This window comes from Algibacter miyuki (genome assembly GCF_030409805.1).
Taxonomy (GTDB): domain Bacteria; phylum Bacteroidota; class Bacteroidia; order Flavobacteriales; family Flavobacteriaceae; genus Algibacter; species Algibacter miyuki.
On record NZ_JAUFQP010000001.1, the window covers coordinates 316,225 to 331,250 of the forward strand.

General features: G+C 34.9%; 9 protein-coding genes. 2 read left to right on the top strand and 7 right to left on the bottom strand.

Annotated features, from left to right (window positions below):
- The first annotated feature begins 5 nt into the window (after positions 1 to 5).
- A complete protein-coding gene (locus QWY92_RS00915) occupies positions 6 to 1,712 on the top strand; it encodes a sulfatase (RefSeq protein WP_290267890.1) in 1,707 nt (568 codons plus the stop codon).
- A gap of 81 nt (positions 1,713 to 1,793) precedes the next feature.
- Here the strand turns inward: QWY92_RS00915 and QWY92_RS00920 are convergent, their stop codons facing one another.
- Genes QWY92_RS00920 through QWY92_RS00930 form a run of 3 tightly spaced genes read right to left on the bottom strand, consistent with a single transcriptional unit; the run spans position 1,794 to position 4,961 of the window.
- Positions 1,794 to 2,597, bottom strand: a complete 804-nt coding sequence (locus tag QWY92_RS00920; protein ID WP_290267891.1) for a 3-keto-disaccharide hydrolase — start codon at positions 2,595 to 2,597, stop codon at positions 1,794 to 1,796.
- An 11-nt stretch (positions 2,598 to 2,608) separates the two neighbouring features.
- Positions 2,609 to 3,238 carry a gluconate 2-dehydrogenase subunit 3 family protein gene (locus QWY92_RS00925; RefSeq protein ID WP_290267892.1) on the bottom strand — a complete coding sequence of 210 codons (630 nt, stop codon included), beginning with the start codon at positions 3,236 to 3,238 and terminating at the stop codon, positions 2,609 to 2,611.
- Between the two features lie 4 nt (positions 3,239 to 3,242).
- Positions 3,243 to 4,961 carry a GMC oxidoreductase gene (locus tag QWY92_RS00930; protein WP_290267893.1) on the bottom strand — a complete coding sequence of 573 codons (1,719 nt, stop codon included), beginning with the start codon at positions 4,959 to 4,961 and terminating at the stop codon, positions 3,243 to 3,245.
- Positions 4,962 to 5,258: 297 nt separating this feature from the next.
- Here QWY92_RS00930 and QWY92_RS00935 point away from each other — a divergent pair, with 297 nt between their 5' ends.
- Positions 5,259 to 6,350 carry a hypothetical protein gene (locus QWY92_RS00935; RefSeq protein ID WP_290267894.1) on the top strand — a complete coding sequence of 364 codons (1,092 nt, stop codon included), beginning with the start codon at positions 5,259 to 5,261 and terminating at the stop codon, positions 6,348 to 6,350.
- A 13-nt stretch (positions 6,351 to 6,363) separates the two neighbouring features.
- Here the strand turns inward: QWY92_RS00935 and QWY92_RS00940 are convergent, their stop codons facing one another.
- Genes QWY92_RS00940 through QWY92_RS00955 form a run of 4 tightly spaced genes read right to left on the bottom strand, consistent with a single transcriptional unit; the run spans position 6,364 to position 14,973 of the window.
- Positions 6,364 to 9,189 carry an alpha-L-rhamnosidase gene (locus QWY92_RS00940; protein ID WP_290267895.1) on the bottom strand — a complete coding sequence of 942 codons (2,826 nt, stop codon included), beginning with the start codon at positions 9,187 to 9,189 and terminating at the stop codon, positions 6,364 to 6,366.
- Positions 9,190 to 9,205: 16 nt separating this feature from the next.
- Positions 9,206 to 10,636, bottom strand: coding sequence for a sulfatase family protein (locus QWY92_RS00945; RefSeq protein WP_290267896.1), 1,431 nt, complete (start codon positions 10,634 to 10,636; stop codon positions 9,206 to 9,208).
- 4 nt (positions 10,637 to 10,640) lie between these two features.
- Complete coding sequence (locus QWY92_RS00950; protein WP_290267897.1) at positions 10,641 to 12,077, bottom strand: sulfatase family protein; 1,437 nt, start codon at positions 12,075 to 12,077, stop codon at positions 10,641 to 10,643.
- A 16-nt stretch (positions 12,078 to 12,093) separates the two neighbouring features.
- Positions 12,094 to 14,973: a glycosyl hydrolase gene (locus QWY92_RS00955; RefSeq protein WP_290267898.1), complete on the bottom strand. Its 2,880-nt coding sequence runs from the start codon at positions 14,971 to 14,973 to the stop codon at positions 12,094 to 12,096.
- Between the last annotated feature and the right edge of the window lie 53 nt (positions 14,974 to 15,026).

Consider the following 15,026-nt stretch of genomic DNA (forward strand, 5'->3'; position numbering starts at 1 on the left):
TATTTATGACAGTAATAAAAAATAGCATGTACTGCTTAATAGGACTACTCTTGGTAGGTTGCCAATTTAAACAGGACAAAAAAAATAAAGAGGAAGTGGAAGAAATTTCACGTCCCAACATTATTTTTATTCTTGCCGATGACTTTGGTATAATGGATAGCCAGGCTTATGCCAATAAGTTTACGGGCACGCATCCGGATGAAATGTTTTATGAAACTCCAAATATTGACAAACTAGTAAGTGAAGGCACTTCGTTTTCACAAGCTTATGCCAACCAATTATGCTCACCTACACGAGCAAGCATATTAACCGGTAAATATGCTGGACGTGTTGGTTTTACTACAGCAATGCCACCAAGAGCAACTTATTATAATCAAAAAGCAGACGTGCCTAAAGGCTTTTATGTACACGATGTTTTTGAGCATAAAGATAATATTAAGATAGAGCAAGCATTAATAAATGGAATTTCTAATTCGGCCGTTCCAACAGGAAATGCCATTGATGGAGGTAGAGATGAACTCTCTATAGCAGAAGCTTTGAAAGATTATCATTCAGCTTTTATTGGTAAATGGCATGTGGGTGGTTTTGGAGCAAAAGGGTATCAACCAAAAGACCAAGGTTTTCAACCTTTAGCATGGTATGATGCCGGGGGATCAGCTTATTATAACTGGAAAGGGGCTTGGAATAATAGAACCAATAAAATGTTTCCAAAAGTTTCTCCTGAGGCTCTAGAAATTGGTGATTCGGGAAAAGAAACTAACGAGGATTATTTAACCGATGATCTTACCTCACAGGCGCTTGAATTTATAGAAAATAAAGCTGGAAATACCGATAAACCTTTCTTTTTATATTTTTCACATTTTGCAATTCATACACCGTACCAAGGAAAAGACGACGAAATAACTCATTTTCATGTTAAAGAAAGTAAAGGATGGAACGGGCATAAGGACCCGGTTTATGCATCTATGATAAAGAGTTTAGATCGTTCCGTTGGTGCTATTTTAAATAAATTAAAAGTATTAAATATAGAAGAAAATACGCTTGTTGTGTTCATGTCTGATAATGGAGGTATAGATGCAGAAGTTACTCCAAATGATAAAGGAACCAATAACGACCCATTTTTAGGAGGAAAGGCATGTGTTACCGAAGGTGGAATTAGAGTTCCTTTAGTTTTTAGATGGAAAGGTAAAGTGCAAGAAGGGAAGTGGGTAGATGTTCCTGTAGACTGTACGGATATTTATCCGTCTCTTTTAGAGGCGGCAGGATATAATTCAAAAGAAATTGTTGCTCAAAATAATTTAGATGGCGAAAGTTTAATAGCTATGCTCTCAGATTTAGATAATGAAAATAAAAGCTATTCAAAAACAACTCATTACTGGCATTATCCGTTTAATGTAATTTATAATAGTCCATATGAGCCTTTTGCGCTTACACCACATTCTGCTATTAGGGATGGTGATTATAAGCTTATTTTTGATTGGTATGGTAGATTGTATTTATATAATTTAGAAAAAGATCCTTTTGAAAAACACAATTTAGCTGAAGAACGCCCAGAATTAAAAAAAGAGATGTTTAATAAATTAATGAATTGGTTAAAACTAAATATAGATAAGCGCTATTGGCCAAGTGTAAATAAAAATTATAATCCTAAGAAAGAAGTAAGAGAGCAGCCGTTTGTAGATCTGTTTTCGTCGTATAAAGAACAGATATAATCTTTATTTTAGATTTGTGATTAAAAGAAAAGCTCTTTAGTTTAAAACACTAAAGGGCTTTTCTTTTTATAAGCTGTTGCTTTATAATTCCATTATCTCGATATTTTTAAATTCAACAGGATGGCTTTCACTTTGGAGTGAGATATAGCCGCTTTTTAAAGGTATTCCCTGTTTTGTTTTCCAAAATTCGGCGTTAAAATTTACATTGCCGCCATACTGCGGTTTACTATAGCGTAATACCTCTTCTCCATTGATCATGTGTTTGATAATAGAATCATTTCTAACCTCTATTTCAACATGTACCCACTGCTCTCCATGATAGGTTTTTGAAGTTGATTGCACAATATGCTGTGTAGTTAATGTATCGTTGTATTTTACATGTGTACCAGGAGAGCATAAGTTTCCTGTAGAACGCTCATCGGTGCCATTGCCTCCTAAAAGTTGTACTTCAATAGAAACAGGGAAGTTTTGGTTTAAACCAATACCATTTGGGTCTTCGCAATGAAACATAATACCACTATTCCTCTTTGCCCATGGAGCACCATCCGAAAGTTGATTGCCAGTAAATCTGTAGTCCATTCTAAATTTATAATTTGAAAATGGTTTTTTATAGTAAATATGTCCAAAAGAATTATTGAATACATTATCATATTCGTCGTAGTTTACTTTCAAAATACCATTTTCAACTACAAAAGTGTTCTTGTAATTATTACCAACTTCATGCCCTTTAATTTTAACAATCCAATCGTTAAGATCGTTTCTCGTTAATAGGTTTTTCCATGATGTTTTTTTTATTTCCGAAGTTTTATTTTCTTCATTTTTTTTACAATTGAATAAAAATGAAATGCAGAAAACAAGGTAGAGTATTTTGAATAATTTTGTCATCCTTTTTTAGTTTATAAAGACCAAGCTCTTCCATTAGGAACATCTTCGATAGACATACAACCTATTTGAATTCCTGGTACAGGATCGTAATTTAATATTTCTTCTCCAATTTTTTCAGAAGTAAAATACCCAAATAACGTATATGTTCTTACAGCAATTAAAAACTTATATAAGGCACGGTTTTTTATCTGTGGAGTTGTTAATTTTTCAACAGGAAGCCTTTGTTCTTTAAAAATAGTGGCAGTATCTTTACCAGAAATATCGAAATAAGATGCTAAAAGCGTTTGAAACTGTTCATTACTGCCTTTTGCTACGTCAGAACCAAACTGAGTTTTAAATTTTTCAGAAAAAATTGAAGCCCCTTTTTTAAATAGGTCTTGATTTTCTTTGGTCTCAATATCATAATACATCATATCTAAAAATTGAGGCACATTAACATCTAAAGCACCTGGCGTGTCTGAAGCTGGTAAAATAATATCCACCAACAGGGTTACTATATGTTTTTCTTCAGAAGATAAAAATAGAGGAGACCAAGTGTCAACTTCTGCCGTACAAGAAGATAACATATTAAAAATAGTTGGTGCTGCTACTGTGTAGCCCAAACTCATGGTTAAATTTTTTATAGCGGTTCTTCTGTTCATGATTTTAAGTGTTTTTATTTTTTTTGAATTCGGTTGCGGCATGGTTCGCTGCTCTAGCCGTTAATGCCATATAAGTTAGGGATGGGTTTTGGCAAGCAGATGATGTCATACAAGCACCATCAGTCATATAAACATTTGGTACGGCATGTATTTGATTATGTTTATTTAAAACTGATGTTTTTGGATCTTTTCCCATTCTTGCAGTTCCCATTTCATGAATGCAGGCACCCAAAATAGGTTCTCTTTCATGACCTCTCACATTTTTATACCCTGCGGCATTTAACATGGCAACCGCTTGGGCTTTCATATCTTTTCGCATGTTACGTTCATTCTCTTTTATTTCAGCATCAAAAGTTATAGTTGGTAAGCCCCATGCATCAAGCTTATTGTAATCTAGTATCATTTTGTTTTCGTGATATGGTAAGCATTCTCCAAAACCACCCATGCCTATGCGCCATGGGCCTGGTTTTAAAGCTTTGTCTTTTAGTGCCTTTCCAAAGCTTAACTCTGCAACGGCATGCTGCCAATTGGTTCTACTTGCTCCACCTTGATAACCAAATCCGCGAACATAGTTTTTAGTGTTTGTTTTGTCATCACCAAGGTTTTTAAATCGAGGGATGTAAAACCCATTTGGACGTCTGCCTTTGTAATATTTATCATCAAAACCTTCAACTTCTGCTGATGCTCCAATGCCATAATGATGATCCATCAAGTTATGCCCAAGTTCTCCGCTATCATTACCCATACCGTTAGGGAATCGTTCAGATTTAGATTGCATTAAAATACTTGTAGATGCTATAGCAGAAGCACAATTAAAAATAATAGATGCCTTAAAAAACAGTTTTTCTTTGGTGTTTGCATCAATAACTTTTACACCCGAAGCTAATCCTGTTTTTTCATCATAAGCAATTTCATAAGCTATAGAATCTGGCCGTAAATGCATATTGCCCGTACGTTCTGCTGCGGGTAATGTTGAAGAGTTACTACTAAAATAGCCTCCAAAAGGACAACCACGAACGCAACGTGCTCTAAATTGGCAGTTTGAACGGCCTTCATGCATAGCGTTTCCTGTTAAATGCGCCACACGACCAATAGTTAGTAATCGATCATCATCAAATTCGTTTTTTAAGATTTTTTGTAAATCTAGTTCCACACAATTTAACTCCATGGGCGGGGATAGTTTTCCATCGGGTAATTGGGATAAGCCTAGATTTTGCCCAGAAACACCTATGAATTTTTCAACTTTGTCGTACCAAGGTTCAATATCTTTATACCGAATGGGCCAATCCACACCATGTCCATCTTTTTTGTTGGCTTCAAAATCCATTTCGCTCCAACGGTAACTTTGTTTACCCCACATAATGGAGCGTCCACCAACATGGTAGCCTCTTATCCAATCAAATTTTTTAGATTCATTATACGGGTGCTCCTCATAATTTGCAAACCAATGTTTAGAATATTGATTGATAAAACCGCTTCTACGGTTTTTTGTTTGCCCTTTTATTTCATCAGGAGCAACTTTACCACGATGTTTTAAATCCCAGTCATCTGTATACATTGTAGGATAGTCTTCAATATGTTTTACCATTCTACCTCGGTCAAGGACTAGCGTTTTTAATCCATTCTCACAAAGCTCTTTTGCAGCCCAACCTCCGCTTATTCCTGTACCAATTACAATGGCGTCATAGGTAGTTGGGTGTTTAGTTATTTTTTCTTCAGTCATTTAAGTTGTTTTATTTGTAATAAAAACAAAAAGAATCTAGATACTTTCGTTTTTTATTTTTGGAAATAAATTGGGTGTAGTTGTTTTATTATAATTTTTACAGGAAGGTCTCGGTGTCCTTCAGGGTGTTTAAATTTAAAAAACTTTTTAAAAATAGTTATCCTGTACTATCTGCCTATAGGTAATACCAAATGTAAATTTATTAACCTTAAACTACTTAACATGGTTTTACAGGATAGTTTTTACTAGAGTATTTGTTTTATTTATACAAGGAATTAAAATTATAATCCTAACACTATGAGACTTAATAAATTTAAAATAGTATTATTTGTTTTTACAATGGTTTTTTTTAATCTTATTGTTTTAGCGCAGCCTAATTTAAAAACTAAGGTTTCAATTAAAGATAATCAGTTTTATATTAATGAGGAATTAACGTATAAAGGGCGATTTTGGGAAGGCAATAAAATTGAAGGATTACTTATGAATTCCAGAATGGTTCAGGGAATTTTTGATGATTTGAATCCTGAGACTGTAGATGTGTTTAAGTATCCAGATACTAAAAAATGGGATGCCAATAGAAATACCAATGAGTTTATTGCAAATATGGCTGAATGGCATAAACACGGTCTATTAGCGTTCTCATTAAATCTTCAAGGTGGGGGCCCATTTGGATATAAAAACCACAATTGGATTAATTCTACTTTTGATGAAAAAGGAAATTTGAGACCAGCTTATATGGCACGTCTTGAAAAAGTATTGAACAAAGCTGATGATTTGGGGATGGTGGTTATTTTGGGGTATTTTTACTTTAGGCAAGATGAAGATTTAGAAGATGAATCAGCTGTATTGAATGCTACAGATAATATAACTGCATGGATTCTTCAGAAGGGGTATAAAAATATTCTTATCGAAATTAATAATGAATGTAACGGACCATACGATCACACCATTCTTACACAACCTCGTGTACACGAACTCATTCAACGCGTAAAGAAAATGAGTAATAATAAATTACTGGTAACAACGAGTTACGGAGGCGGGATTATTCCGCAGGAAAATGTACTTAAAGTGTCAGATTTTATTTTGATTCATGGTAATGGTGTTCATAAACCTTCTGGAATTACCGAGATGGTTGAAAAAACTAAAAATGTTGCCGGATTTTCAAACCAACCAATTCTGTTTACAGAGGATGACCATTTTGATTTTGACGCAGATCACTACAATTTTAAAGCAGCAATAGAATCGTATGCCTCTTGGGGGTATTTTGATTTCCGCTTGGATGGAGAAGGTTTTGAAGATGGTTACCAAAGTGTACCTATAGATTGGGGAATTAATTCACCTAGAAAAAAAGCCTTCTTCAAAAAACTTAAAGAAATTACAGGATTCTAAATAGATATACTTTTTATTTTAAGTTTGAAGTAATTATATATTTACCAGCGTGAAGTGTTAGTTTTTCGGCTATGCCTTGGGCATCTGATATCTTGTTAGTTTCTACTTTAAATGCTTTTGAATCCTTTTCAACATTAATAAGGGTGCCAGGAACTCTTAACCTAGCTTCAGCACCTGCAGGAATTTCAACTTGCCATGTCAAGGTAGATTTATTCTGATTCCAAGAACTTTCAATCATGCCCATAGGAGATGAAAAACGGCATTTAACCCATTCTAATTCAGGAATAATCTGTGGTTCTAAATGGATTAAGCGATAACCTGTTAGTTTTGAATTTGGCTTAATTCCCGCTAACCCTTCATAAAACCAACTCACAAAGGCTGCTTGAAACGGATGGCTCATGGACTGTTTATAATTATCTAAGTTCTCGTTTTCGGTTGGCCAGACTTCCCAAAATGTGCTAGCGCCTTTACTCATAAGATGTTTAAAACTTGGTGCGTTTTCATTTTGAAGTACTTTCCATAGGGTTTCGTGATATCCGAATCTTCCAAGTACAGGCCATAATGATGGCATACCAAATACACCTGTTTCAAAGTGATAATTAGCAGCAATAACTTGTTGGTTTAGGGCTTCGGCTGCTTGCGCTTGATGCTCATGGGATAATACATTCCAATCAACTGCAATGGCATTAATTGTCTGGTCTGGTATCAATATTCTGTCTTTTCCATAGAAAGCTTTAGTAAATGCTGTACGAATGTCACTAGCCAGTTTATCGAAATATAAATAATCTTCTTTATTACCGATAAGTTGCGCTGCATCAGCAGTAATTCTTGCACTACGGTAATAACAAGCCGTAGAAAGCATGGGTGTTATTTTGCCATAAATTTCACGCTCGGTTTTTCCTTCTGGGTTGCTTACTATGGGTTTACACCAATCGCCCATGCCAGAATATACAATGCTGTTTGTTGAAATACCTTGTAAATGTTCTGTCCATTGTTTTATGGAATTATAATGCTCTTTTAATGATCTTATATCTCCTGTATGTGCATAAATATCCCATGGGATAAAAGCGATGGCACTTCCCCAATCTGGAGAGCCTTCGCCGATAAATCGTTTACCTGGCGCAACCATTGTGGGAATACCATATTTTTTTATCTGTTTTGTACGTTCGCCAAACTCATCTCCAAAGCATAACATAGGAGCTGAAACTTCTGCTGTTGTGGCAATATCGGTCGTGTATTTTCGCCACATACTCGCGGCATCAAAACGATACATGGTGTAAGGAACGGTTAAATGTGCGTCTCCTGTCCAACCACAGCGTTCACGAACAGGACAATCCATAGGTATTCCCAATACACCACCAGATTGTGTCCAATGTGCCATGTCAAAAATTTGATTTAGAGTATCGTCTGAAGATGAAAACTCGCCAGTTACAGTCATATCTGTATGAACAACCATACCTTGAAGTAAATCTTTTGTTGGTATTTTATTTTTTAATTCGCCATTGCTTATTGTTACTTCAGCAAAACGAAATCCGTGATAGGAAAACCGAGGTTCCCAAATTTCTTCGCCGTTACCTTTACAAATATATGTATCTGTTTGGATGACTTTTGTTGCACGAACGCCACTCGTTGCAAAGTTTAATTCGCCAGTAGAAAGTTTGTCTTCTGCAAAACGAATAGTGATTTTAGTATTTGGCGTCGCATCAATTTTCATTTTTGCCCAACCAACAAGATTTTGTCCAAAGTCAAAAAACCAAGTATTTGGATGTAATTGGTTAATCTCTTTTACAAATACGGTGTCTGTTATGCGGCAAGGTGGTAATTGTTGAGCAACTAATGTTTTTCCTGGTACGGTTTCTAAATTTACAGGTTTCCAGCTACTAGTGTTGTTTTGATTTTTAGACCATAAAGGGTCGTATAGATTTGAATTGTAGTTCTCGCCAGCATAAACATTAGAGGCTGTGATAGCACTAGATTTACAAAGCCAGTTTTCATCTGTTGCAATGATAGAGGTGCTGCCATCATCAAAAGTGATTTCAAGTTGGGCCAAAACTTTTGGTTGTCCGTAACTCAATCCGTTTGCTCCCCAAACTCTATCTTGGTTGTAAAAGCCATCTCCTAACCAAAACCCAAGTGTGTTTTGACCTTGATTTAGTAATTTACTCACATCGTGGGCAACATAAAAACTTCGGATATTGTAATCTGTTTGAGCAGGTTGTAATAGTTCGTTTCCTATTTTTTTCCCGTTAAGCCAACTTTCATGCATGCCTAATCCACATACGTAAAGTCTTGCTTTGGTAATGGTTTTATTTATTTCAAATGAATTTCGAAACCAAGGTGCTGATTTCTGGCGAAGTTCAGGATGCATACCAATCCATTTTCCAGACCAATCTGACTTGTTTTTTAAACCAATTTCAAAATGAAAAGTCTCGCTCCATGCTCCTCGACTATCATCTTCTAATACGGCTCTTACCCGCCACAAAGCAACAGTTCGTGCAGGAAGTTTCGAAGCATCAAAATAGAACCAAGGACCATTTTCGATTTTAGTAACCGTTAATTCGAGGAGGTTTCCATTATTCTGCTCTAAGTCATTTTTGTTGTCTGCAACGAGTAATTCATAGCCAATAACTTTTTGTTCGGATATATGAGAAATAGGTTGCCATGATAATTTTGGCATTGCTTCGTCTGTAACTATCCAATGATCAAAACCTTCAGTTTTTAAGTGGCCAATTTCACCTTCTTTGTTGCCATTGCTAGTATTACAACCATTCAGAGAAACTAGTAAAACCATAATAAGAATAATATGAAACTGACTAATATATTTGGGTTTATTTTTCATTATAAATGCTATGTTTTTACCGATTATTTTTTGACTGTGGACTCCAAGATAGAGAAATTTCAAGTAATTTAGGAGGACCGCTAAGCGATTCGTCATCACCAACTTCTATCATTCGTTTTGATATCATTTTGCGTAACGATTTCAGTTTCTTAGAATATTTTGACAGTGCTGCAAGATTATTTTGTTCTAAAGGATCTTGCTCAAGGTTATATAGTTCCTCAGCGGGATTACTATGATAATCTTTTAAAAAATCGGCCGCAGCAGGATCTGTTTTTGCCGCTTCAAGATAGGAAGCCCAGTGTGGAGCAGAACTTTTAGCTTTTATCTTATTTTTTGATAAAACATCCGTATGCGTGGTGTATGCAAATTCTGGATGTAAATTCCGAATGTATTTCCAATTGTCTACTCGAACCGATCGGATAGGATATACATTCATTTGTTTATCCCCTTTATGTGTAGCATATATTACTTCTCTATGCTTTTTCTCTTTTCCATAAAGTACATTTGCAAATGATTTTCCATCAATGTTTGTTGGTATTTCTCCATCCATGATGTCAATAATTGTTGGAATGATATCAATCCAGCTTACCATGGCACTTGTTGTTGTATTTGGGGCAATTTTACCAGGCCATGAAACAATTAATGGACAGCGAATCCCTGTTTCATAAAGAGACCATTTTCCAAAAGGCCATGCCATTCCATGGTCTGATGTAAACAAAGTGACGGTATTGTCATTCTTTAAGTAATGTTTGGTCATTTTTCTTACTGTACCGAGTTTTGAATCTAAGTTTTCAACGGCTTGAAGATACCTACTCATTTCTAATTTTGCTTCAGGTGTACTGTAGATTCTTTTGTTAATTACTACATTTTCTGTTCTGACTTTCGTGTTTTTTAAGCTAGGATACGGTCTGTGTGTATCAGTAAATCCAACAAATAAAGCTATTGGACGTTTGTCTTTTCTAGTTTTTAAAAAGTTTTCTAATATGGATAATTTGAGGTCGCTTTTTAAACCACTATCTAGTACTGTAACCTCATCAGGAACATAGTCTTGATGATGTTTCTTTTTACCATGTGCTACTTTTCCTTGAAAAACAACTTGGTATCCTTGCTCAATTAATTTTGGTACTAAAGAGCTTACACCAGGCTTTAATGGGAATTCATGATTTCCTACGATACCATTGTTATAAGGCATCATTCCTGTAAAAAGAGCAGCTCTACTAGGTCCACAGGCTGGTGAAGCAACATAAGCATTATCAAACCGTATTCCCTCGTCTGATAGTTTTTGTATATGAGGTGTTTTTATTCCTGTACTACCATACGGTGAAGAATGGTAAACCCCATGATCGTCTGCAATTATGATAACTAAGTTTGGTTTTTTTTCTTGAGAATGAGATAGTATACTTGTGAAAAAGCAGAAACTTAAAATTATTTGACTTATGAATTTCATGATGTTAATTTTTTATTTTCGATTTCATAATTGAAAAGTTTTCAAGTAATTTTGGTGGACCACTTAGGGATTCATCATCATTAACTTCTTTCATATGTTGTGTCACTTTTTCTCGAAGTGAAGCAAGTTTTTTAGCACATTTAGGTTCTTCCGCAAGATTGTTTTGTTCTAAAGGATCTAACTCAATATTATACAGTTCTTCTGGAGGGTTAGTATGATAATCTATTAAAAAAGCAGCTGCGTTAGGATCTTTTTTTGCTGCAGCTAAATAGGAATTCCAGTGACGGCCAGCATGATTTGCATGTAGTTTTGTCATTGGGATTTCCGTAGCCCAAGCATCAGTATGCGTTGTATAGGCAAACTCTGGATGTAAATTCCGAATGTATTTCCATTTCCCAATTCTTAGTGAACGAATAGGATACACATTTTTTTCATTATCTCCTTTATGAGTTGCGTAAATAGCGTCTCTGTGTTTGTTTTTCTTTCCTAAAATGACTGCAGTAAAAGGTTTCCCATCAATATTTTTAGGTACTGTTCCATCTGCAATATCTATCAATGTAGGAAGTAAGTCAATCCAACTAACCATTGCTTTTGTTGTTGAATTTGGTTGAATTTTTCCTGGCCAAGAGATTAGTAATGGTGTACGTATTCCTGTTTCATAAAGAGACCATTTAGCAAACGGCCACGCCATTCCATGATCTGATGTATATACCGTCATCGTATTTTTTTTGTCTAAATAGATATCTGACATTTTTAGGATATTTCCAAGTTTGGTATCTATAGATTCTGCTGCTTGGATGTATCTACTCATTTCTAATTGAGCTTCAGGAGTGGTATAGATTCGTTTGTTTATAATAACATCCTCTGGTTTTATTCTTGATTCACCTGCTGGTGGGTAGGGGGTATGTGTATCTGTACATCCCACAAATAGTGCTAGTGGACGGTCATTATTTCTTGTTTTTAGAAAATTTTCTACAACACTTAATTTTTGATCTTGTGTAGGTGCTCTTTTTAGAATTTTCACTGCTTTAGGTACATAGCCTTTATGTTCATTGTTACGTGCATGTGCAACTTTACCCTGAAAAACTACTTCATACCCTTGTACTATAAGATTAGGAACTAAAGATAATACACTGGGTTTTAAATTTTTTTCATGATTTCCAACGATTCCATTATTATAAGGCATTAAACCAGTGAACAAAGCAGCTCTACTAGGAGCGCAGGCGGGCGATGCAATATAGGCATTGTCAAAACGCATTCCCTCATCTGCGAGTTTTTGCATATTTGGAGTTTCTATAATTGTTGATCCGTAAGGTGTAGAATGAAATACACCATGATCATCCGCAATTATAATAACCAAATTTGGCTTTTTCTGTTGTGCTGAACAGATACTAAAAAAGAGAAGGAAGCAGCTACATATTATTTTTTTTACAGTTATCATGTTTTAAATTGTAATTTTATTTTTTTATAGTCAGTATTTTTACTGGTCCCATAAGTCCTGAATTTAAAAGTTTAGCATCTGCTTTATAATGATTATGAGCAGCGTATGTTTTTCGTTTTGAAGTTGCAGGAATTCCCGTTCCATCCATTAGCCAACTAGGAAGTGTTTTATTAGAATTATTGAAGTTAGGATATTGTGCATCTCCAATAAGACGATTTGGCCAAAGGTTAGTTACTTTAACTTCTAATGTATTCTCTCCTTTTTTTAGTACGTCTTTAATTTCTATTTGGAATGGAGGTTTCCATAATGTTCCAAGATCTTTTCCATTCAATTTAACTTCTGCTATTACTGCAACTTGTCCTAAATCTATTAGAATGGATTTCTTTTTTTTACTTGTATCAAATTCAAAATTTGTTTTGTAAGTAGCTGTCCCAGAATAATATTTGATATCCTCATTGGTATGTTCATTCCAAGGAGTTAATTTTTTGAATAGTATCGTTTCATTTGTACCAAAATTCTCGTTAAAAGTTACATTCCAATCACCGTTGATATTTTGAATCGTTTTATAAGTAGGAGAATTGAATGTCCCCCTAGTTTTTTTAGTTTCCTTTTGGAATACAACAAATATAGATTGTGCAGAAGTCATATCTAATTGAACTTCAGTAGTTCCGTTTTTCAATTGTTTCCAGTTGAGGTTTTTAGAAATCTTACCTGTTTCAGGATCCCATAGTTCGGGTTGTTTTCCTGTTACTCTAAAAGTGCAAGTCCCTTTGTTAGCATCATAACATTGATTGGAAACAAAATAGAAATCACTATTGTCAATTTTATGATGAGCATACTCCATTCCTAACGGTAATTTACAATCTGGAGTTACCGCACTTAATGACTTTTTATAAGTTGATGGTAAGTGGATCAGTCCCGAGTCCCAATATTTCTTAACCAATTCATTAAATTCTTTCGTTGCGTTTGGATTGGTTTCTATTCCCGGAGTTCTTATTGGTTTTTGAGCAATTACAATAGCTCCATCTTGAGCTAGTTTTCCAAGTTTTTTAATAGATTCTATTCGCATTAATAGATCTCTTTTTAACGAGAGTATTCTGTAGCGAGTATCCAATAACTTCCCTTCGTAGCTTACTCTAATTTCTCCATTTTCTCCGACACTCAAATCATCTAATGAATCAATACCTGCTACGTCAAATTTATAACCTTCTAAAAAGTCAAAATCTAAACGTTCTACTTTTCCTAAAAAATTATTAAATCCACGCTCGTCACCATACATAACCAATGCATCTGCTTGGTTCGTTCCTGTTTGCATTATAAATTGACATCTAGCAATATAGTCAAGCCATGGTTTAGATTTATAAAACCAAGTATTGTTTCGATGTATGTTAGATCCAAATCTACTCATTGTCATTCCTGGCTTTATATTATCATTCCAAGGTTGATGTGCAGAGGTGTGGAAATAGTAGCGATTAATTCCTTCTGTAAAAGCTTTGTCTCCTATAATCTTTAAATTATAAGGATGTACCGACCAATCTCCTTTCATTCTTGTAAATGCTTCTGCACCTACAACTGATCTGCCAGATAAATGTGCCGCTGAAGACGAAATATGGCTGGTCCATTTCCAAATATTTCTTTGTCCTTTCGCTTTATCTTTATGCCAAAATTCAGTCATTGGGATGTCAACAAGTTTACTCACTTCTGGAGCATCAAAAGATCCAGAACCGTATGCTTCTGTAGCTAATTTAAGTCCGTTCTCATGACATTTTTCTTTGAAGAATTTAAAGTAGTTCTCATACATTTCATCTGCAACAGTTTTTCTGAAATCCCATAAAACACGTTCAGAATATTCATTACTTTCTATAATACGACCAGTTGCACAAAGCAATCTAGGAGTTAAATCATACCCACGCTTTTCTTGAAAAGCATCTTCAAAGTTGTCCGTCCAATTTTGATGCCCTACTTCATAACTATCTATAAGAATTGTAGTATATGCCTTGCTTCCTTTAGCATCCTCTGTTGTTTTATCTAGTAAGGCCTCCCAGTGAATTGTAACAGCTTCCTTACTTAATTTATCTAATTCTAAACCGATACCACCTTTTGAGGCAGGTCTAGTTTTTGCAGCTGTTGTTGTGTAACCAATACGAACTACTGTCCAATTATCAGATGGAGGTGTCCAATTCAGTTTTCCATTTGCGTCCATTTTATCAGTAAGAATTACCACATCGCTTAGTTTTATAATGGCTTCTTTAGGAGCTTTTTTAGAAGTAGGAGTAAATTCATCTGCTTTCGCTTTTAAATCTGTCAATGACTTTGCTTCCCAGTTAGAAATTCTATACGCAGCATTTTTTGGTTTTGGAAAGGCTAGAATCGCAATGTCTTCATAAAAATAAAATTCTTTTTGAATTTTATTTAATTCAGGAAGTTCTAAATAAATAGGGCTAGTTGTTTTCTTATGTATTTCTTTCTCACTCCAAACCAAAACCTTCATAGAGTTTTTGGGTTTGATCCATGGCCCACCCGTACTAGACCACCCCGATGCGCTATTAATACCCATTTCTAATCCTAATCTATCAGCTTCTGCAATAGCAAATGCTACTTTGTCGTGATACTCTTTGGAGTTAAAAACAGTTCCTCCATGAGGAATCCTCAGTCCAACATCAAATAATTGAAATCCACTTAAACCTACTTTTTTAAAAGATTCTAAATCTTTGGTTATCCCTTCTTTGGTAACATTACCATTGACCCAATGCCACCAGGTATGTGCGCCTGCTGATTCTGGTGGATTCACGAAGGCTTTTTCTAATCCGTTCTGAGCTGAACAACTTGATAAAATCAATAAAAATATTAATGAAATATGATTGTAAAATGCAGGTTTTAAAAATTTATTTTTCATAATAATACTTAGCAAAGCGCTTTAAATTTATGTTTTTTTGAGATAGTGCTTAT